Genomic DNA, 21187 nt, shown 5'->3' on the forward strand with positions numbered 1-21187 from the left:
GGCCCTCTGCTACCTTCCTCGCTCCATGATCGAGGTCGAGGACTTCACCAAGCGCTACGGGCGCGACCTGGCCGTCGAGCGCTTCTCGGCGCGCATCGCCCCGGGCGAGATCGTCGGCTTCCTGGGCCCGAACGGCGCGGGCAAGTCGACGCTCTTGAAATCGATCGCCACCTGGGCCGAGCCCACGTCGGGCACGATCCGCGTGGCCGGTCACGACACGCGCACGGACCCGCTGGCGGTGCGACGCGTGCTCGGCTACCTGCCCGAGCACAACCCGCTGTACGAGGGCATGAACGTCGACGCGTTCCTGCGCTTCGTCGGTCGCGCGCGGCGCATCCGCGGGGCACGGCTCGAGGAGCGCATGGCCTGGGTCACGAACGCGTGCACCCTCGGCGACGTGCTCCACAAGCGCGTGAACCAGTGTTCGAAGGGCTTCCGCCAGCGCATCGGCCTGGCGGCGGCGCTCCTGCACGACCCGCGCGCGATCCTGCTCGACGAGCCGACGCACGGCCTCGATCCCGTCCAGGTCGCGGCCTTCCGCGACTTCCTGTTCGAGCTGCGCGACGGGCGCGCGATCCTGTTCTCGAGCCACGTGCTGGCCGAGGTCGAGGCGATCTGCGACCGCGTACTCGTGATCCACCGCGGCCGCCTGGTGCGCGACGCCGCGATCGCGACGTTGCAGGACGAAGCCAGCGCCGCCGGCACGACCCTCGAGGCCCTGGTGCTCGAACTCGTGCGCGACCGGCCCGCCGCGAGCGAGGTCCACTCGTGAGGGGCGCCATCGAGGTCGCGCGCCGCGAGTTGGGCGCCACGTTCGACTCGGCGATCGCCTACGTGCAGATCGCGGGCTTCGGGTTGCTCGCGAACGCGCTGTTCATGAACGAGTTCTTCCTCGCGGGGCGGCTCGAGCTGGACGCGTACTTCGACGTGTTGCCCCTCTTGCTGGCGGTGTTCCTGCCCGCGCTCGCGATGCGTTCGTGGGCCGAGGAGCGCAAGCACCGCACGGTCGAACTGCTGCTGACCCTGCCGATGCGCACGTTCGAAGCGGTGCTCGGCAAGTACCTGGCGCTGCTCGCGATGTTGGCGGTCCTGCTCGCGACGGCGGCGCCGCTGGTAGTGATGCTGTTCGTCCTCGGCGAACCCGACGGCGCGCGTCTCGCAGGTGGCTTCGCGGGCGCGTTCGGCGCGGGGGCGCTGCTGCTCGCGCTCGGTGGACTCTGTTCGGCGCTCACGCGTGACCAGGTCGTGGCCTTCGTCGTCGCGACGGTGCTCGGACTGTTCCTCGTGCTGACCGGCCGCGAAGAAGTGGTCGGCGTGCTCGACGGACTCGCGCCCCAGTTGGCCGCCGGCTCGTTCCTGTTCGAGCGCGTCTCGATCCTGCCGCACATGGAGCGCTGGGCCGCCGGACGACTGACGCTCGACAGCGCCGCGTACGCGATCCTCGGCAGTGCCGCGCTGTTGTGGGCGACCGCGCGCTTTCTCGACGGCCACCGCGACTGATGGCGCGGACCCTCTTCTGGTTCGTTGCGCTTGTCCTGTGCCTGGCCGCGGCGCTGCAGGTGACGGCGCGCGTGGGCGAGCGCACCGCTTCGGTCGAGGTCGGACGCGCGCTGCGGCTGGCGCCCGAACCGGCGCTCGTGGCGGCGATCGACGCGCACTCGACTCCCGTGCTGGCCACGCTCTACGTGACCGAGCGCGAGGACCTGCCGACCGCCCTGCGCGGGCTCGAGTCGGAGTTGACCGAGCTGTTCGAGCGGCTCGAGCGCGCGACCGATGGCCGCTTCGGTTGGACGCTCGTGCACCCGGGCGCGGACCCGGACGCGCGCGCGTTCGCCACGGCGCGCGGTGTGGCCGAGCGACGGGTCCGGCTGGTGCGCCGCGACGGCTGGAGCGAGGCGTCGGTGTTCGCCACGGTCGAGCTCTCGGGCGCGAACGGTCGGACGGTGCTGCTCGAAGGCCTGGTGCCGGACGACCTGGACCAACTGCAACGTCGGATCGAGGCGCATCTCGAGCTGTTCGAGCGCCCCACCCGCCCGCGCATCGCCCTCTGCGCCCCCGGAGCCGGCTACGGACTCGTGCGCGCCCAGCTCTCGCGCCTCGGCGAACTGGTCGACTTCACCGACTTCGAGGGCGCGACCTCGAACGGTGAGAGCGTCGAGAGCGCGCTCCAGACCGCCGACCTGTTCGTGTGGCTCGAACCGAACGCGGAACAGCTCGCGGCGGGAGCGCTGGCTCGGGTCGAGACGCTGCTCGCCCGCGGCGCCTCGGCGATCGTCACCGCCGGCGCGCGCGAGGACCGGATCGAGCGCGCCAGCGACGACCCGAGCGCCGCGGCGACCGTCGTCAGCACTCGGCGCGCGGTCGACCTCGCACCGCTGTGGTCGGCCTTCGCACTCGAGGAACTCGACGCGCTGCTGTTCGACGAGATGTGCGTGGAGATGCTCGCCCGGGAGCCCGGGACGAACAGCGACCAGATCCTGCGCCTGCCCTTCGCCCTGCGCGCGATCGCTCCCAACCAGGACTTCCGGCGCTACGCGGGCCAGCCGAACGCGACGCTCGTCGCCGCTTCCCCCACGGCGCTGGCGCTCGACGAGGCGCGCCTGACCGAACTGGGCTGGCGCGCGCACGTGCTCGCCACCAGCAGCGACCGTTCGTTCGCGCCGGGCCCGGACCAGGACCTCGAACGCGGCGTCCCGGCCGCGGACCTCTCGCGCGCGAACGGGCTCGCTCTGCCCAAGCTGCCGCTGCTCGTGGAGCTCGAACCGAACGACACCGCGCGCGGTCGCGTCGTGGTCTGCGCCGCGCCGCGCTTTCTGCACGACGAGTTCATGGGGGCCGAGGACGGCACCCAGGCGCGCGCGCTGCGCCTGCTCGTCGAAGGTGCGACCACGACCGAGCGCCTGGTCGCCGCGCGTGGACGCTACGCGACGCCGCCCGTCTTCGAACTGCCGAGCCGCGGGGCGGAGCTCGGCTGGCGCGCCCTGGGTCTGGGACTGCCGACCGCGCTGCTCGTCGCCGTCGCACTCGTGCGGCGTCGCCGGAGCGGCGCACGGTCCGGCGCCGCGCGACCGTTCTTCCGCTCCCCAGCCGCGCACGCGAGCGCGATCCTGGCCGCCGTGCTGCTCGTGCTCGGCCCGCTCGTCGGCCTCGTGTTCGGCCTTCTGCCCGGCGGCGCGTCGAGCCTCGCACCACAGCTGGTCGCGATCGCTCGCGCAGCGACGGCGGGCGGCCGCGAGGCGCGCGTCGAGTTCGTGCTGCCGGCCGCGCACCGCCTGCCGGCCGACCTGCGGGCGGCGAGCCGGGACGCGCTCGCGCACGTGGCGGAGCTCGGGAACGCGGTGCCGGGTCTCGCGTTCGCGTCCCTCGATCCCGATGCGCTCGACGCGACCGAACGCGCGCGACTGCCGCTCCCCGAACGCACCGTCGTGCGCGACGTGGACGGCGTCCGCACGGCGCGGCGCCTGCGACTCGGACTGGTCGTGACGGTCGGCGAGCGCACGGAAGCGGTCGAGTTCGAGGACGCGCGCGCCTTCGAACTGCTCGAGTTCCGCCTGGCCCACGCCCTGTGGCGCGCGACGACCGGCGAACGCGCGACCGTCGCCGTGGCGAGCACCACGCCGCGCCTGTCGTCGGCCGAGGCGCACCTCGAGTTCCAACAGCTCCAGCTCTTCGCCCCCACCGGCAGCGACGTGTTCAGCGCGGCGCGCGAACGCCTCGTGCGCGACGGGTTCGACGTGTTGCACCTCGACGCCGACGCGCCGAGCCTGCCCGAAGACACCGACGCCCTCGTGTGGCTGCAGCCGCGACGCAACATCGTCGCCGTGCTCGACGTGCTCGCCGCGCATCTCCACGCGGGTGGCGGCGCGTTCGTCGCGGGCCAGGCGCACGAACTCGTGGCGCGCCAGCTCGAAGGCCGCGACCTCGAAGTGGTGCACTGGCCGCGACCGACGAACGACGACCTCGACGACCTGTGGTTCGCCGACGTCGGTGCGACGGTCTCGAACGATCTCGTGTTCGACGCACTCGTGTTCGAGGACCGCGCGGACGTGCGCACCGAGAGCGACGCGCGCGGACGGACCACCGCCGAACAGGACAGCGCACTGCCGTTCCAGGTGCGCGCGAGCGCCGCGGCGTACGCGCCCGACTCGCTGCTCGACGGCCTGCGCGACCTGCCCTGGTACGGCGGTGGCGCGCTCGTGCTCGACCTTGAGCGACTCACCGAACGCGGCCTGCGCGCGCGCGTCCTCGCCTCGACCAGCACAGCGGCTTGGACCTACGACTGGCAGGGTGGCTATCTCGGCGAGGACGTGCTCGCCGGCCGCGGCGACGACGTGCGCAAGGACGGTGCGCGCGCCCTGGTGGCCGAGATCAGCGGCCCGTTCCCGACCGCCGACGAGACGGGGCACGCACCCGCGGCCGATGGAACGCCGTCCACAGCCGCGCATGAACCCGACGGTCGCCTCGTGCTCGCCGGATCTTCCGCGCTGTTCGCGAACGGTCGCCTGTTCGACGAGCGCTTCGGGTCGCGCGAGTTCCTGACCGCGGTCGTGGCGGACCTCGCGCTGCCGAGCGAGCTCGCAACGCTCGCGCGCGGCAGCGAACGGCACGCCAGCATCGGACTCGTGGAGGCGGACGCACGCCTGCGGTGGCGCGGTGTCGCGCTCGCGGCGGCGCCGCTGCTCGCGCTCCTGCTCGGACTCGTGCGCCGGCTCGCGACCGCTCGCTCCGGACGTCGCCGGGAGGACGTCCGATGACGTCCCTCTCGCGGTCGACGCGCTCCACCCTCGCCGTCCTCGTCGTCGCCCTGGCCACGCTGGCTGTGACCGCGTGGATCGGACCGCGTCCCGGGGCCGAACGCGCGGACTTCGTGCCGCTCTTCGAACTGGACGAGACCGGGCAGATCCTGCGCGAGGACGGAACGCCGGAGCGCGTCACTGCCCTGTCGCTGTTCGACGCGGACGGCGGCGAGCTGCTCTTCGCGCGCGTGCGCGGCCGTTGGCGTTGTCTCGGACACCATCTCGCGCCGGCCGACTCGAATCGCATCACCGCGTTGATCGGCGAGCTGGCGGCCGCGCGCCCCCTCGACGCGACGCCGCGAGCGGAGACGGGTGGACCGGTCGCCGCCGGCCCGGAACTCGAGCGACGCCTCGCCGCTCTCGATCTCACCGAGGGTCGCGCGCGTCGCGTGGTGCTGCGCGGTCCCGACGCCCTGAAGCCCGAGAGCGGCGGCGACGTGCTGGCCGAGCTCATGGTCGGTCGCGACGGCGCCGTGCGGCGGGTCTCGAACGGCGTGGCCCGGGACGAGGTGTTGAGGCTGGCGCGCTCGATCGACGGCGCCTTCCGGCCGCCCACGACCCTCGATCCGAACCAGCTGCCGCCCCTGGTGCTGCCCTTCGTCGTCCCGCCCGACTGGGTCGGCTTCGAGAGCGGCCTCGCGCGCGTGTTCGTCGATCGTGCGGATGGCAGCGGCTTCGAACTGGTGCGCGTGGTCGATCCGGAGTTGGCGGCCGGCCTGACCGCCTGGGACGTGCGCGACTCGGCGCTCGATCCGTGGCGGCGCGCCCACCCGATCCTGTCGACCGGCTACACGCTGTTCCTCGGCCGCGTGCCGGTGGTGCGCGCCGTCGACCCGCGCTCGGTGCCGGAGTCGATCACCGCGCGACCGGACGTGCGCATCACGCTCGTGAGCGCGCAGAACGAACTGGTCGAGCTGTTGGTCGGCCCCATCCAACTCGACGGCTCGCGCCTCGTGATCAACACGGACACCCAGGTGGCGTTCCAGATCGCCGCGGAACCCGCGCGCCTGCTCACGCCCAGCACGAGCCAGCTCGAGACCCCCGGTGCGTCGATCCCCTGGGATCCGTACCTGCGCGGCCCCGTGCGTTGACGTCGGGGCCGCGCCGCTCGAGGCCGTCGCCACGCGTCAGTCCAGCTCGACCACCTCGCCCTGATCCGGCACGTCGACCGCGTACCCGAGTCGGTCGCGCACCGTCTGACGCAGGGATTCGGCCGCTTCGGGGTCGCCGTGCACGAGGAACGTGCCGCGCGGCGGCTTCTGGCACTTCGACAGCCAATCCACCAACTGCGAGCGATCCGCGTGGGCCGAGAAGTACGGCAGTGAGACCACCTCGGCCTCGATCGGCACCATGCGGCCGTGGATGCGCAGCTCGCCCGCGCCGTCGAGCAGCGCGCGCCCGCGCGTCCCGGGCGGCTGGTAGCCCGCGAGCACGATCAGGTTCTGCGCATCGCCCCCGAAGGCCTTGATGTGGTGCAGCACGCGTCCGCCGGTCAACATGCCACTGGCACTGATGACGATCTTGCGGCGCATGTCGGCGCTCAGTTCCTTGCTCTCGTCGGGCGTGCGCGTGTACTTCGCGCGACCGAAGACCTCGGCGCAGCGCTCGGACGTCAGGCGGTGCAGCCGGTCGTGGTCCGCGTAGACCTCGGTCACGTTCGTGGCCATCGGACTGTCCACGTACACGGGCACTTCGGGGATGCGCTTCGACTCCATGAGTTCCGCGATCGCGAGCAGCAGCGCCTGGGTGCGCGCCACCGCGAACGACGGGATCAGGACCGTGCCGCCGCGCTCGAGCGTCCGAACGAGCGGCGTCGCCAGCGCGTCGAGTGCATCGTCCTCGGGGTGTTCGCGGTCGCCGTAGGTGGACTCCATCACGACCCAGTCCGGATCGGTGGGCGGCTCGGGCGGCGGCATGACCATGTCGTCGTCGCGTCCGAGGTCGCCCGAGAAGAGGACCTTTCCGGCCGGCGTGCCGACGGTCACGCTCGCCGCACCGAGGATGTGGCCGGCGGGTGTGAAGCGACCCGTGAGGTCGCGCAGCTCGAACTCCTCGTCGAACTTCATCGGAGCGAAGCGCTTCAGCGTCGCCAGCGCGTCCTCCTCGGTGTACAGCGGCTCGGGGTGCGCGTGCTTCGAGAAGCCCTTGCGCGCCGCGTAGCGAGCGTCCTCCTCCTGGATGCGCCCGCAGTCGGGCAACAGGATCTTGCACAGGTCGTAGGTCGCGCGCGTGCACCAGATCTCGCCGTTGAAGCCCTCGCGCACGAGGCGCGGCAGGTAGCCCGAGTGGTCGATGTGCGCGTGCGTGAGGAAGACGGCGTCGATGGTGCTCGGATCGAAGCCGGGCCGCTTCCAGTTGCGCTTGCGCAGGACCTTGAGGCCCTGGAACAGACCGCAGTCCAAAAGGACGCGCGCCTTCGGCGTGGTGACGAGGAAGCGCGAGCCCGTGACGGTGCCCGCCGCCCCCCAGAAACCGATCGATGTGGTGCCCATGACGAACAGGGTAGGCCCGGACGCCCCGCCTGCCTCCTGACGCCTCGGACAGGTCCCGCAGGCGCTCGACGCGGGACGCAGCGTGCCCCATCGGGGACGGCGAGGTCGGCCCGATCGCCGCCCACTGGAGGCGGGGACGCAGACGGTCGATCTGTGACGAGGCCCTCCTCGACCGGGAGCGCGGCCGTCCCGACCGGGACGAGCGCCGCGCCACAGCTCTACCGGCGAACCCCACCACGCGAGGGCCCGACGCCCATGGACTCCACACGCATCCTCATCGGCGCGAGCTCCGCGCCCCGCGACGGCTGGCTCCACCTCGACCACGGCGCGACGTCGGAGGTCGACCGGAGGCCTTCGACGGACCCCTCGACGGAATCCGTTCCGACCGGCCGGACACAGCGCGTGGAAGCGAAGGGCGAGCTCGATCGGGCCGACGCCGCGAGCGTGCGCGTGGCTCTGGCGGAGTGGCGACGCTGGATGGCGCCGGGCGGCGAGCTTCGCTTCGATCTGCCCGATGCCGGAGCGGCCCTCGCGGCTCTGCTCGATCCCGCCTCGTCGCCGAGCGCCTGCGACGGAGCCGAAACGGCCCTGCGCGCGCGCGCGGACGGAGCCCTGTGGACCGCCGCACGCATCGAGCGCGAACTGGAGTCGGCGGGCTTCGACGGCTCGCGCGTGCGCGTCGACGGTGGGCGCCTCGTGGCGCGCGCGTTCGTGGCGACGTCGACTTCGCCGTCGAACTCGGGCATGGCGACGGACCCGACCTCGAGCGCCCCGGACGGCGCTGCGCGAGACGAGTCGAACACGGCTCCGAGCGCCGCTTCGCACACGGCGCCGACGGTCGACGCCCCCACCCGCGTCCTGGTCTGGTGCGGCGGCGGCGAGCGCGAGCGCCTCCGGGACCTGCTCGCGACCTACGGACGCGTCCTCACGAATCGCTCGGACCTCGAGCTGTTGTGCGTGTTCGACGGCCGCGCGACAACGGCGGCCGCGTTCACCGAAGCCGCCGGCGCCGCCTTCGCCGCGACCTTGGGCACCGCACACGGCCTGCGCCTGGGCTGCGTCGCCCTGCCCGAGGACGCAGCCGGTCTCGAGGCCCTGCGGGCCGCCGCCGCGATCCGCATCGCGATCCACGACGAGCCGCTCCAACTGGCCTGCCTCGACCTGGCGGGCCACGTGGACCCCGCCCGCCTCGCGCGCGCGATCGGCGGAGGGATCACCGAACCTGCGAACGGCGCGCTCGACGACGAGCTCGTCCGCGCCGCATCCGACCTGCACCCGTGGTTCTACCCGGTCGAGCTGGCTGGCCACCGTGTGGTGCCCGGCCTCGGCTCGCCCTGCACGCCGCAGTACCTCGAGTCGCGCACGGCCCACCGCCGGCAGATGCTCGTGGATGCGGTGCTCGAGCGCGTCGACATGCGCGGCCGGCGCCTGCTCGACCTGGCCTGCAACTGCGCCTACTGGACCAGTGCGTGGGCGCGCGCCGGTGCATCGGAGCTCTTCGGTCTCGAAGGTCGCCCGGAACACGTGGCCCAGGCGCGCCTGCACTGGAGCAGCAACGACTTCCTGCCGGAAGGCGCCTGGCGCTTCGAACAGGGCGACATCGCGAACGCGGCCGACTGGAAGACGATCCGCGACCACGGGCCGTTCGACGTGACGCTGTGCGCGGGCATCCTCTATCACGTCCGCAACTACGAGGAGATCCTGCGCTGGGCCGTGCAGCAGACGCGCGAAGTCCTGGTCGTGGACACGCGCGTGCAGGACGGCGACGAGGTCCTGATCGACGAACCCGGTGATCTGCGCTTCAACGCGATCGAGTCCACACGCCGCAAGGTCGTACCGAACCGCGCGCGCCTGATCGCGGTCCTCGAGGAACTCGGCCTGTCGTGCGAGGTGCTCGACGTGCCGTTCGGCACCGCTCTGGGCGTCGACCACGACGACGACTACGCCGCGGGTCGCCGCATCACGATCGTCGCCCGCAAGGTGCGCTCGGCCCTGCCTTCCGCGCGCCTCGGCACCTCGTCGACGGATCTGCGGTGAACGCGCCCAACTCGCCGGAGTACGGCCCGAACGAGCGTCTGCGCGTCGCTCTCGAGCTGACGAACGCGTGCAACTTCCGCTGTCCGATCTGCCCCCACTCGCTGGGGAAGGCGGGCGCGGTGAACGGCGCGCTGCCGGGCATGTCGCCGTTCAACCGCACGCGCGGACTGATGTCCAGTGCGACCTACGACCGCGCGCTCGACGAGTGCAACCGCGTCGCCAGCCACGTGGAGCTCGGCTTCTTCGGCGAGCAGACGATGCACCCCGAGTACCTCGACTTCCTGGGTCGTGCGAAGGAGCGCCGGTTCGCGCTCGAACTGAACACCAACCTGTCGCTGGTGACGGACGCGACGTTCGACGCCTGGGTGGACGTCGACCTCGACCTGGCGCGCCTCTCGCTCGACGCGTTCGATCCGGACGTCTTCGACCGCGCGCGCCCCGGCAACGTGCGCGATCTCGACGGACGCCCGATCGGCGACCGCCGCCGTGTCGAGGTCCTGAACGAGAAGGTCGAACGTTGGCTCGCGCGGAAGGACCACCGGCCGACGCGGCTCGTCTTCGTGAAGAGCTCGCACAACGAGGGGGAACTGGAGCGCTTCGTCGAACACTGGGCGCCGCTCCTCGGCGCGGACGACGTGATCCTCGCCAAACAGGTGCTGTCCTACGGCGGGAAGATGGCGGACCCGACGATCGCGAAGCACCGCTGCAACGTGTGGGAACAGCGCTACCTGATGATCGACTGGCGCGGCGACCTCTCGCCCTGCAACCTCGACACGAACATGGACCTCGGACTCGGCAACGTGCTGCGCGAGTCGATCCACGAGGCCTACACCGGCGCGATCGCGAACCACCTGCGCGCGCGCACCGGTTGCGGCAACGACCTGACGCCCTGCCGCACCTGCGTGGACGGGAACGATTGGTCGAAGAACGAGACCTTCACACGCGATACCACTCTCGAAGGTGCCGCGAACGCGCGCTAGGACTCCGGCGACGGACGCACGCACACGAGAGCCCGACCCGCGCCGGACGGTTCACCGGTGCCGCCTTGAAGAACGGAACCTTCACCCGCGACGCGGCGGTGGAGCGCACCGCGAACGCGCGCTAGGACTCCGGCGACGGACGCACGCACACGAGAGCCCGACCCGCTCCGGACGGTTCACCGGTGCCGCCTTGAAGAACGAGACCTTCACGCGCGACGCGGCGGTGAAGCGCACCGCGAACGCGCGCTGAGATCCCGGCGACCGACGCACACTCTCGAGGGCCCGACCCGCGCCGGACGGTTCACCGGTGCCGCCTTGAAGAACGAGACCTTCACGCGCGACGCGGAGAACGCGCGCACGGCGAACGCGCGCTAGAAGCACGACGGCGGCTCGACCTCGGCTCGACGGCCACAGGCGGATGTACACCGCCGTGGTCCGACCTGCGCGTATCGGTTCACCGGGTCCCACGGAGGAACGGGACCGCTCGCACGGGACGCAGCGAACCTCTCCACAGGGGCGGCCCTCGAGCCTGCAGTCGGGACGAGCGCGATCTCGAGCCGCGCTCCCTGCCCGGGTTCGGTGCGAACGGTCGGAACATTGGTCGGCACCCGCGCTCGGCAGCTGTCGGGTCGACGGCGCGCCCCGTATTCTCGGAGGACATGCGCCGCCGCCACTTCGCTCCCGCCCTGCGCGTCGGAACCACCGGCGCGTTCGCCGCACTGGCTCTCGCGGCCCACCTCTTGGCCGGTGAACGGCTGACGGATGAACAGCCGGCCGGTGGTCCGCAGCCCCACGAGGCCCCGGACTGGAGCGCGGTCCGCGACGTGCTCGAGCGGCGCTGTCTCGAGTGCCACGGCGGCGAGGCGCGCCAGAGTGGATTCGCGCTGGCGGACGCGACGACCTTCGCCGAGGGCGGCGGGCGCGGCGCGGTGATCGACGACCGGGAGCTCGCGGCGAGTCGCCTGCTCGAGGTGATCGAGTACGCGGATCCCGAACTGGCGATGCCCCCGTCGGGCGCGCTGCCGGCGAGCGAACGCGACCTGCTGCGCGCCTGGGTGCTGGCCGGCGCGCCGTGGCCGACGGACGCGAGCGGACGTCTCGCCGACCCCGGGCTCTTCGCGGCCGAACCGGGCATCGACTTCGAGGCCGGCGCCGACTGGTGGGCCTACCGCCCGCTCGCAGCGCCGAAGTTCCCCGTCCCCACGGATCCCGACTGGCGCACGTCCGACATCGACGGATTCGTCGCCGCCGAGCTCGAAGCACGCGGCGTCGAACCAGCGCCGCTGGCCGCGCCCACGACGTTGCTGCGGCGCGCGACGTTCGACCTCACGGGTCTGCCGCCCACGCCGGACGAGCGACGCGCCTTCGAGGACGACGTGGACAGGCGCGGGGCGGACGCGGCGTTCGCTGCACTCGTCGATCGACTGCTCGACAGCCGCGCGCACGCCGAGCACTGGGCGCGGCGTTGGCTCGACCTGGTGCGCTACGCCGAGACCAACGGCTACGAGCGCGACTCGCAGAAGCCGAACATGTGGCGCTATCGCGACTGGGTCGTGCGCGCCATCGAGAACGACCTCCCCTACGACCGCTTCGTCGTGGCGCAACTGGCCGGCGAGGAAGAAGCCCGGTTGCCGCGCGACGGCGCCGTGCCGCACGAACTGTCGGACGCGGCGCTCGCGACCGGCTACTACAGGCTCGTGACCTGGGACGACGAACCCTCCGACCGCTTGCAGGCCCGTTGGGACGAAGTGGCCGACGTCGTGGACACCACGGGCCAGGTCTTCCTCGGCACGACGATGGGCTGTTGCCGCTGCCACGACCACAAGGCCGACCCGATCGCGCAGTCGGACTACTACGCGTTCACGGCCTTCTTCAACAACGTCGAGGGCTTCCGCTACGACGGCGAGCGACTCGTCGCCGATCCGCCGGGACCGGGCGTGCTGACGACGGAGGAGCGCGACGCCCGGCTGGCCGAGGTGACCGAGCTGTTGGAGGCGGAGGCCGAGGCGAGCGGTGCACTCGAGGTCACGTGGGAAGAGCCGGTGACGCTGGTGCCCGACGCGCGCACGGCCGCGCACCGTTGGCGCTACCGACAGCTCGACGCGATCGACGCGGACCCGGACGGTTGGCAGGTGCCCGGTTACGACGACGGCGCGTGGCCCGAAGGTCCGGCCGGATTCGGCGATCCGTCGACGCCCGGTTCGATCGTGGGGACGCGCTGGTTCACGCCCCGGATCCTCGCGCGCACGACCTTCGCGCTGGATCAGGTTCCGCGCTCGCTCGTGCTCTCGATCCACCAGGACGACGACGCGGTCGTGTACTTGAACGGCGTCCCCGTCGCGCGTTTCGAGGGCTACGTGACGCAGTACGTCGAGCTGGAACTCGGACCGGAAGCACTCGCTGCGCTGGTGGTCGGCCGCAACGTGCTGGCGGTCTCGTGCCTGCAGGACTTCGGCGGGCGCTACCTGGACGTCGGCCTGCGCAGCGGAACACTGGCCGAGGCCGACTCCACGGCGCGCATCGCTCGCAACCTGGCCGAACGGTCGGGCGATCCGGCGTTCGCACGCACGCGTGAGCTGTGGGAGCAGCGGGAGTCACTGCTCGCCGCGGCGGTCGCGGCCCCCTACCCCGCCCAGGTCGTCCGCGAGCACGGCGGCACGGCACCGGTCCAACACGTGTTCGGCCGCGGCAGCGCGCACGCCCCCGGCGACGAGGTCGCGCCGCACCTGCCCACGGTGCTGGGTTTCGCGGCGACGTCGATCGAACCGCCGCTGCCCAGCCCCGATCCGTCGGCGCCGTCCACCGGGCGCCGCCTCGCGCTGGCGAACTGGCTCGTGACGAAGGGCGCGTTCCTGACCGCGCGCGTCGAGGCGAACCGGCTCTGGCAAGCGTTGTTCGGACGCGGACTGTGCCGCACGGCGGGCGACTTCGGACGCCTCGGCGACCTTCCGACGCACCCCGAACTGCTCGACCACCTGGCCCAGCGCCTGATCGACAGCGGATGGGATCGCGAAGCCGTCGTGCGCGAGATCCTCAGCAGCCGGACGTACCGCCTCGCGTCGGTCGGGCCCGAGGACTCGCTCGCCGCCGATCCGCGCAACGACCTGTTCTGGCGCCACGATCCGCGGCGCGTCACCGCCGAGGAGTTCCGCGACGCGGTGCTCGCCGTCAGCGGGCGGCTCGTGGACGAAGCCTTCGGCCCGTGGGTCTATCCGCCCATGGACCCCGCGGTGCTCGCGACGGCTTCGCGCCCGGACGAGGCCTGGGGCGAGTCGCTCCCCGACCAGGCCGACCGGCGCAGTCTCTACGTGCACACGAAGCGCTCGCTGCGTCTCCCGTTGCTCGAGGCCTTCGACCAACCGAGTCCGGACCTCCCGTGCCCGGAGCGCTTCCCGACCTCGGTGCCGACGCAGGCTCTGATGACGCTCAACGGCTCGTTCGCGCGGGAAGCGGCCACGGACTTCGCACGCGCGCTCCTCGATGCGACCGACGACGAAAGGGCGCAGGTCGCGCAGGGACTCGAACGCGCCTTCGCGCGCGCGCCGCACCCGGGCGAGGTGGAGCGACAACTCGCCTTCCTCGACCGACTCACGGAGCGCGGATTCGGTCGGGCGGAAGCCCTCGCCATCTGGTGCCTGGGCCTGTTCAACCTCAACGAATTCAGCACGGTGGACTGACGCGATGGACGCACGACGAAGCAAGGGCGGCGACTTCTGTCGACGGACGCGGCGCGAGATGCTGTGGGAGGCGGGCGGCGGCTTCATGTCGGTCGCGCTGGCCGGACTGCTCGGGCAGAACTGGCTCGCGAGTCGGGCCCGGGCGGCGAACGGCCTGGCCCCCAATCCGCTGTTGACGTCGGTTCCGCCCGGCGCACGCATCGCCCACGCGCCGCGCTCCGGTCGCGCGCGCAGCGTGATCTTCCTGTTCATGTACGGCGGCCCCAGCCAGGTCGACACGTTCGACCACAAGCCCGAGCTGTACGCGCTCGACGGCAAGACGATCGACGTGCCCACGTTCGGTCGCCAGGGCAAGCGCAAGGGCGGACGCGTCGTCGGTCCGAAGTGGAACTTCAGACCCTACGGCCAGTGCGGCAAGATGGTCAGCGACCTGTTCCCGCACATCGGCAGTCAGGTGGACAAGATCGCGTTCGTCCACTCGATGTACGCGCAGAGTCCGATCCACGGCTCCGCGCTGCTCAACATGAACTGCGGCCGCATCGCCAGCGGACACCCGAGCCTCGGTTCCTGGACCAACTACGGCCTGGGCAGCGAGAACGACGACCTGCCGGGCTACGTGGTCATGCTGGACGAGACGGGCGGTCCGATCAGCGGCGCGAAGAACTGGACCAGCGGCTACATGCCCGCCTCGTTCCAGGGCGTTCAGCTGCGCACCCAGGGCACGCCGATCCTCGACCTCGAGCGCGGCGACGACCACTTCGGGCGGGCGCAGCGCGATCTGCTCGACCACCTGCGCGCGGAGAACGAGCAGCACGAGGCCGCGCGGCCGGGCAACCCGGAGCTGGCCGCGCGCGTGCGTCAGTTCGAACTGGCCTACCGCATGCAGTCGGCCGCGGCCGAGGCGGTCGACCTCGCGTCCGAGAGCGAGCGCACGGCCGAGCTGTACGGCCTCGACCGCGACGAGACGCGTCCCTTCGGCTCGAAGTGCCTGATGGCGCGTCGCCTCGTCGAACGGGGCGTGCGCTTCGTGCAGGTCTACTCGGGCGGCGGGCACAACGACGACAACTGGGACGCGCACGGCGATCTCGTGCTCAACCACACCCGCCACGCCGGACGCACGGACCGCCCCATCGCGGGCTTGCTCGTCGACCTCGAACAGCGCGGCCTGCTCGACGAGACGCTCGTCGTCTGGACCGGCGAGTTCGGACGCCAGCCCACCGCCGAGTACGAGGAGGGCACGGGCCGCGACCACAACTCGTGGGGCTTCACGTCGTGGCTCGCCGGTGGCGGCGTCCGCGGCGGCACGAGCATCGGCGCGACGGACGAGCTCGGCGCCCAGGCCGTCGTCGAACGCAGTCACGTGAAGAACCTGCACGCGACGATCCTCGCGGCCATGGGCCTCGACCCGAACGGACTGTCCTACTTCTTCAACGGCCTCGACGAAAAGCTCGTCGGCGTGGAGGGCGCGGAGCCGATTCGCGGAGTGCTCGCGTGATCCAAAGCGGCGCTCCCGCAGCCCTGGCGATCGGACGGCTGATCGAGCCGCTGGCCGACCCGACGGACTGGCTCGGGTTCACGGGGCGCCTGCACCCGCTGCTGCTGCACCTGCCGATCGGCCTGTTCGCGGCGGTGGCGCTGCTGGAGGTCGCCTCCTGGCGCAGCCGTGCCGCAGGGTCCGCACGGCGTCTCGTCACCTGGGCCGGCGCGCTCACGGCTGTGCTCGCGGCGGGCAGCGGGTGGCTGCTCGCCGAGGAGGGCGGGCAGCCGCTCGAACTGCTCGACGAGCACCGCTGGCAGGGCGTGGGCGTGGCGGTGCTGTTCGTACTGGTGGCCGCGCTCGAACGGGCGCAGCCGTCGCGGCGACTCGTGTGGTCGCGGCGCGCGGCGCTGCTCGTGTGCGCGGGCGCCCTGTACGCCGCCGGGCACCACGGCGGGATGCTGACCCACGGCGAGACGTTCCTGTCGGCCAAGGCGCCCGGTTGGCTGGCGCCGCTCGTCGGGCACGAGAGCGGCGGCGGCGCGGGTGCGACGCCCACCGGCGAACGCGATCCGGTGGCGGCGGCGGCGCTCGACGCCCTGGCCCGAAGCTGCCTGCGCTGCCACGGTCCGGACAAGGCCAAGGGCGGCCTGCGGCTCGACGACCCGGCGGACCTCTCGACCGTGGTCGTGCCCGGTGACGCACCGGCGAGCGAGTTGTTCCGCCGCGTGACGCTCCGCCCGACCCATCCCGAGTTCATGCCGACCGAGGGCGCGCCGCTGTCGGACGAGGAAGTTCTGGCGCTCATGGACTGGATCAACGCCGGAGCGTCGCTGACGGTGCTGAACGAGGCGCGCGCCGAACAGGAGCAGGCGGACGCCCAGCGCGAGGGCGAACTCGACGACCTGCGCGCGGCCACGGGCGCGATCGTCGAGGACCTCGGCGACGGCGCGTTGCGCGTGGACTTCAGCCGCGGGCGCGGGGCGTTGACCGAAGAGTCCGTGGCGGCGCTGGCGCCGGTCGCGGAGCGCGTGGTCGAGCTGTCGTTGGCCGGGCGCGAGCTGGGCACCGCGGTGGTGAACGCCCTTCCGCCTTCCCTTCCGCGCCTCGAGCGACTGCGCGCCGAACGCAGCGATCTCGACGACGAGGCGCTCGCCGCACTGCTCGAGCGCGCGTCCGGTCTGCGCGAGTTGAACGTGCACACGACGCGCGTCGGTTCCCTCGCGGCCGTGCGTCGGCTCGAGCGATTGGAGCGCGGCTGGTTCGCGGACACTCGGGTCGCGGCCGACGATCTCGAACGGCTGCGCGCGGAGCGGCCCACGGCACAGCTGTTCGGCTCGCTCGCACTGCCCACACCGACCGCCGACGCCCCCGCCCCGAGCGCGGGTCACTAGAAGCGCCGGGGAGCGGGCGCGCTCCGCCGGCACCTCCCGTTCGCCCCGTCATGGGACCACCGCGGGGAGATCCCGGTAACGACGGCACCTGACCGGACGCCGCGCCGTCCGCAAGAGCGTCGCGAGCGCCCACCTCCGCTCACTCGACCCCCATCGAGCCCGCCATCTCGGCACCTGTCGCCCATGCTCCACCGCTCCGCCCTCGTCGTTGCCGCGCTCGCGACGCTGCTCACCATCTCCGCGGGCCAGGCGGCCGGACCTCCGAAGGATCCGGTCCAGCAGACGGCCGAGACGACGTTCGCACCGCGCGCCATCGGTCCGGTGGGCTTCGACACGGCGGGCCCCTACGACGCGTTCGACCTGTGTTCGCGCGCCGGGATCGACGCGCGGCGGCCGGGACAGGCCCGTCGCGCCCAGCCGGTGCTCGCGCGGCGCGACCGCACCGCCCGACGCCTCGCACGCAACCTGGTGGTGACGCTGCCGGCGCAGGTTCCCGCTCCCGCGCCGACCGGTCCGCAGCCCGCGGGCGCGCAGGGCCAGCAGGGCCAGGGCGGCGGTCCGCAGATTCCCGTCGCGACCACGTCGGCCGCGGCCTTCGCCGCCCTCACGGGTCAGGCGCTGGTGGACGAGCTCGCCGACCCGCAGAGCGTGCTCGACGTCCTGTGGGCCTTCGACGCCGACGTGGCGACCGTGATGGCCCAAGGGAACGTCGCGCTCGTCGCGGCCGAGATCGGAGTGCTCGGCGCCCAGGTGGCCGCGAACGCCGACCGTCTCGCCGGCCTCGTGTACTTCCTGCAGATCGCCTACTACCACGAGTTCTACGAGGCCTCGCTCACCTACGACGCCGCGACGAACGACGCCTGCGCGCAGGCGGTCGCGGGCCTGGCGACGTCACCCGACTTCCTGCTCGAGACCCAACTGGTGCGCGACCTGCGCTCGCGTTGGATCTTCACGATCGACTCGGTGAACGCGACGCACCTCGCCCTGCCGGCGATCGAGGACCTCGTCGAGCGCTGGAACGCCGACCCGAGCCTCGCGAACCAGTACACCGAGCGCGTCGACACCTTCGGGATCTTCTTCTCGCTCGCGCGGCAGATCGGCAACGCCAACGGGACCCAGCCGAACAGCTGGACCGGCATCGTTCCCGCGTCGCTGGTGGCCGACATCGAGGTGCCGGCGCTCGATCTCGCGTACACGCCGAACACGGCCGCGATCACCGAGAACGCGCTCTTCGCGATCGCGCACTTCGCCTACCTGGACACACCGACCGCGGACGCGGGGCACCAGATCCTGTCCACGGCTTTCAACACCTTCCCCGTCTACTCCGGGCCGTGGTTCCGCGCGCTGCGCGACCTCGACTACTTCTACGGTGGCGTGCTCGCGGACGGCACGGTGCTCGACATCGACCAGTACCGGTCCGACGTCGAAGCGATCGCGCTGCCGAACACCTACACGTTCGACCAGGGCGCGCTCGTGTTCCGCACGGCGATCGATCGCGCGAAGGCCGAAGCCATGTACGCCGCGATCCAGGAGGTCGAAGCGCAGTTCTTCCGCGCGACCGGCAACGACGCGGCGGTGATCGGCGACTCGGGCGACCCGCTGACTCTGGTGATCTACGCCAGTCCGGACGACTACGCGCTGTACCAGCCGTTCCTCACCGGACTGTCGACCGCGAACGGCGGCATCTACATCGAGGGCGACACGACCCTCTACACCTACGACCGCACGCCGCAGCAGAGCTACTTCACGCTCGAGGAGCTGCTGCGCCACGAGTACACGCACTTCCTCGACGGGCGCTTCCAGGTCGTGGGCGGCTTCTACGGGGCGGGCACGTTGTACGAGGGCGGGCGCATCGACACGCTCGGTGAAGGCCTGGCCGAGTACTGCGTCGGTTCGACCCGTGCGAACGGGATCCTGCGGCGCGAGCAGATGCTGACCCAGGTCGCGAACGATCCGCTGGGTCCGATGACGATCGCCGAGGTCCTGCTGGGCACCTACGACCTGGGCTTCCGCTTCTACCCGCACTCGGCCTGCATCAACAAGTTCCTCGAGGACGAGGCGCCCGACCTGCAGCTCGAGCTGTACGCCACCGTGCGCGCCAACGACGTCGCGGCCTTCGACGCCCTGCGCGACCAGATCGTGAACGACGCCCAGCTGCAGGCGGACTACGACGCGTGGCTCGCGGCTTCGATCGCGGACGTCCAGTCGGGTACCGGCCTCTTCGCCGAGGACGTCCCGACCGTCGCGCCGCCCGCGAACCTGCCGACCGGCAACGAGTCGACCGTCCGCGGCGAGCTCGCGACCGCGGCCGGCGTCGGTGCGTCGGAGTTCTACGCCTGGGGCTCGCGCTATCGCTTCGCCTCGGAAGTCGCTCTGCCGGTCGCCGCGAGCGCGACGCCCGCCGATCTGCGCGACGCGTTCTCGGCGCACCTGGACTCAGTGTTCGTGACGGGCCTCGAGTCCGCGGGTCCCAACTTCCAGAGCCAGGTGGCATGGAACGGCGCGATCGAGCACTCGGGCACCAGTGCCAGCGCGCGCATCTTCGTCGAAGGTCCGTTCCGCGTGGACGCGACCGACACCGTGCCGCCCGCCGCGCCCGTCGGCCTGATGGGCGACGGTTCCGGAGCGGCGATCGAACTGTCCTGGGTGCCCAACGGCGAGGACGATCTCGCGGGCTACCGCATCCACTCCTCCTCGACGAGCGGCGGTCCGTACACCCCGGTCTCGACCCAGACCCTGACGGCGACGAACGGCACGGTGACCGGCGCGAGTTCGCTGCTCACCTACTACGTGGTGACGGCCGTGGACGCCGCCGGCAACGAGTCGGCCTTCTCGAACGAGATCTCCGTCGGCCTCGAGCGCCGCGTGCTCGTGATCAACGGCTACTTCGACAACGGCAACTTCTCGAACACGCAGAGCTACGTCGACGGCCTCACCGCCCTCGGCATCGGCTACGAGGTCTGGAACCCGTTCACCGACGGTCCGATCACCGACGCGCTGCTCGCGAACTTCGTCGACGGCATGGTGATCTGGTCGGTGGGCTACACGAACCCGAGTTTCCCCGGCCAGTTCGACGCCGCGCGCCGCGCCATGCTGCGCACGTACCTCGACGCCGGCGGGAACCTGATGATCTCGGGCGCGTACCTCGCTTCGAACTTCGACGCGACGCCGCTGTTCACGGACTACTTCCACGTGGACAACGTGGTCGCGAGCATCGACCTGCCGAAGCAGCGCGGTCGCAGCGGCAACCCGGTGGGCGGCGGGATCAACCTCACCTCCACCTACACGGGCTACAACTCCGAGATCGACGTCAGCGCGCCGGGCGAGCGCGCCTTCACCTACATCCCCGGCGGTGGCGCGGGCCAGATCCAGAGCAGCGGCGCGAGCGTCGCCACGATCGAGGACGGCTACCGCGTGCTCTACCTCGCGCAGCCGTTCAGCACCCTGGACGGTCCGAGCCGCAGCGCGTTGCTCGAGCGCGCGACGGACTGGCTGATCCCGACCGAGCCGACGCTCAGCCTGACGCCCACGATCGCCGGCGCGACCAACACGATCCACCTCGAGAACGGTCAGCCCGGCGAGAACGTGCTGTTCCTGGTGGGCTGGATCCCGGGCAATCTGCCGACGGGTTGTCCGAGCGGCGCGCGGATCGGCATCAAGAACTGGATCCAGCTCTTGACCCTGCCCTGCGACGCGAACGGCGAGATCCAGTTCGACGTGGACGTTCCGCCGGTCTTCGCGGGCCTGACGTTCCTGATCCAGGGCGCCATGCTCGGCACCTGCGACACGACGAACACGGTCACGGCCGCGTTCTGAGCAGCCGACCGGAGAACGGGCGCGGAGGCTGTGGAAGCCTCCGCGCCCGAGGTCTAGGCTCTCTCCATGCAACTCGCCCACACCATGATCCGGGTGAAGGACCTGGACGCGACCCTCGCCTTCTACACCAAGTTCATCGGCCTGAAGGAGGTCCGCCGCGCGTCGATCGGCGACGAGGCCACGCTGGTCTTCCTGACCGACGACGCGGGCGCGTACCACATCGAGCTGACCCACAACCACGGGGTCGACGAGTACGAGCTCGGCAACCAGTTCGGGCACCTGGCCTTCTACGTGGACGACCTCGAGCCGATCGTCGAGAAGGCCGAGACCATCGGCATGTGGTATCGCCGCTCGAAGCCGACGATGAACTCGAAGTACATCTTCGTGAAGGACCCGAACGGCTACGACGTCGAGATCCTCGAGAAGAAGAAGGGGTGAGGGGGCGCGCGGTCCTGAGCGGTCGGGCGTCGCCGACGAGCGCTCGCACGCTTCGATCGGGCCTCGATCCGAACCTCGGT

Annotated in this window: 12 protein-coding genes; 11 read left to right on the plus strand and 1 reads right to left on the minus strand. The window is 71.7% G+C overall.

All coding sequences use genetic code 11. The annotated features are described in order from the left end of the window. Positions 1-25 precede the first annotated feature (25 nt). From Pla163_RS13685 to Pla163_RS13700, 4 genes are read left to right on the plus strand one after another with little or no spacing between them, the layout of a single operon-like run. Positions 26-772 (plus strand): ABC transporter ATP-binding protein, encoded by a 747-nt coding sequence (locus tag Pla163_RS13685; RefSeq protein WP_145189459.1) that lies wholly within the window; start codon positions 26-28, stop codon positions 770-772. Continuing rightward, the gene (locus Pla163_RS13690) at positions 769-1500 is read left to right on the plus strand and encodes an ABC transporter permease subunit (protein ID WP_145189464.1); all 732 of its coding nucleotides are present in this window, start codon (positions 769-771) and stop codon (positions 1498-1500) included. The genes Pla163_RS13685 and Pla163_RS13690 overlap by 4 nt, the downstream gene beginning before the upstream one ends. Continuing rightward, positions 1500-4754, plus strand: a complete 3255-nt coding sequence (locus tag Pla163_RS13695) for a Gldg family protein (protein WP_145189467.1) — start codon at positions 1500-1502, stop codon at positions 4752-4754. The genes Pla163_RS13690 and Pla163_RS13695 overlap by 1 nt, the downstream gene beginning before the upstream one ends. Next, on the plus strand, positions 4751-5887 hold the full coding sequence (locus Pla163_RS13700; protein ID WP_145189470.1) for a hypothetical protein: 1137 nt from the start codon (positions 4751-4753) through the stop codon (positions 5885-5887). Before Pla163_RS13695 ends, Pla163_RS13700 begins: the two co-directional genes overlap by 4 nt. 36 nt (positions 5888-5923) lie before the next feature. Here the strand turns inward: Pla163_RS13700 and Pla163_RS13705 are convergent, their stop codons facing one another. Next, a complete protein-coding gene (locus Pla163_RS13705; RefSeq protein WP_145189473.1) occupies positions 5924-7288 on the minus strand; it encodes an MBL fold metallo-hydrolase in 1365 nt (454 codons plus the stop codon). Positions 7289-7690: 402 nt separating this feature from the next. Here Pla163_RS13705 and Pla163_RS19105 point away from each other — a divergent pair, with 402 nt between their 5' ends. The 7 genes from Pla163_RS19105 (at position 7691) to Pla163_RS13735 (ending at position 21107) form a co-directional block, all read left to right on the plus strand. Next, positions 7691-9325 carry a class I SAM-dependent methyltransferase gene (locus Pla163_RS19105; protein ID WP_419185939.1) on the plus strand — a complete coding sequence of 545 codons (1635 nt, stop codon included), beginning with the start codon at positions 7691-7693 and terminating at the stop codon, positions 9323-9325. Continuing rightward, entirely contained in the window at positions 9322-10305 is a 984-nt protein-coding gene (locus tag Pla163_RS13710) for a radical SAM protein (RefSeq protein WP_419185940.1), read from the plus strand. The genes Pla163_RS19105 and Pla163_RS13710 overlap by 4 nt, the downstream gene beginning before the upstream one ends. A 659-nt stretch (positions 10306-10964) precedes the next feature. Beyond that, complete coding sequence (locus tag Pla163_RS13715) at positions 10965-13982, plus strand: DUF1549 domain-containing protein (protein WP_145189479.1); 3018 nt, start codon at positions 10965-10967, stop codon at positions 13980-13982. Between the two features lie 4 nt (positions 13983-13986). Continuing rightward, the gene (locus Pla163_RS13720; protein WP_145189482.1) at positions 13987-15477 is read left to right on the plus strand and encodes a DUF1501 domain-containing protein; all 1491 of its coding nucleotides are present in this window, start codon (positions 13987-13989) and stop codon (positions 15475-15477) included. Continuing rightward, on the plus strand, positions 15474-16853 hold the full coding sequence (locus Pla163_RS13725; RefSeq protein ID WP_145189485.1) for a c-type cytochrome domain-containing protein: 1380 nt from the start codon (positions 15474-15476) through the stop codon (positions 16851-16853). Before Pla163_RS13720 ends, Pla163_RS13725 begins: the two co-directional genes overlap by 4 nt. A 183-nt stretch (positions 16854-17036) precedes the next feature. Next, positions 17037-20669 carry a collagenase gene (locus Pla163_RS13730; RefSeq protein WP_145189487.1) on the plus strand — a complete coding sequence of 1211 codons (3633 nt, stop codon included), beginning with the start codon at positions 17037-17039 and terminating at the stop codon, positions 20667-20669. A gap of 66 nt (positions 20670-20735) precedes the next feature. Next, positions 20736-21107, plus strand: coding sequence for a VOC family protein (locus Pla163_RS13735; RefSeq protein WP_145189490.1), 372 nt, complete (start codon positions 20736-20738; stop codon positions 21105-21107). Positions 21108-21187 lie beyond the last annotated feature (80 nt).

The organism is Rohdeia mirabilis, from assembly GCA_007750655.1.
Taxonomy (GTDB): domain Bacteria; phylum Planctomycetota; class UBA1135; order UBA1135.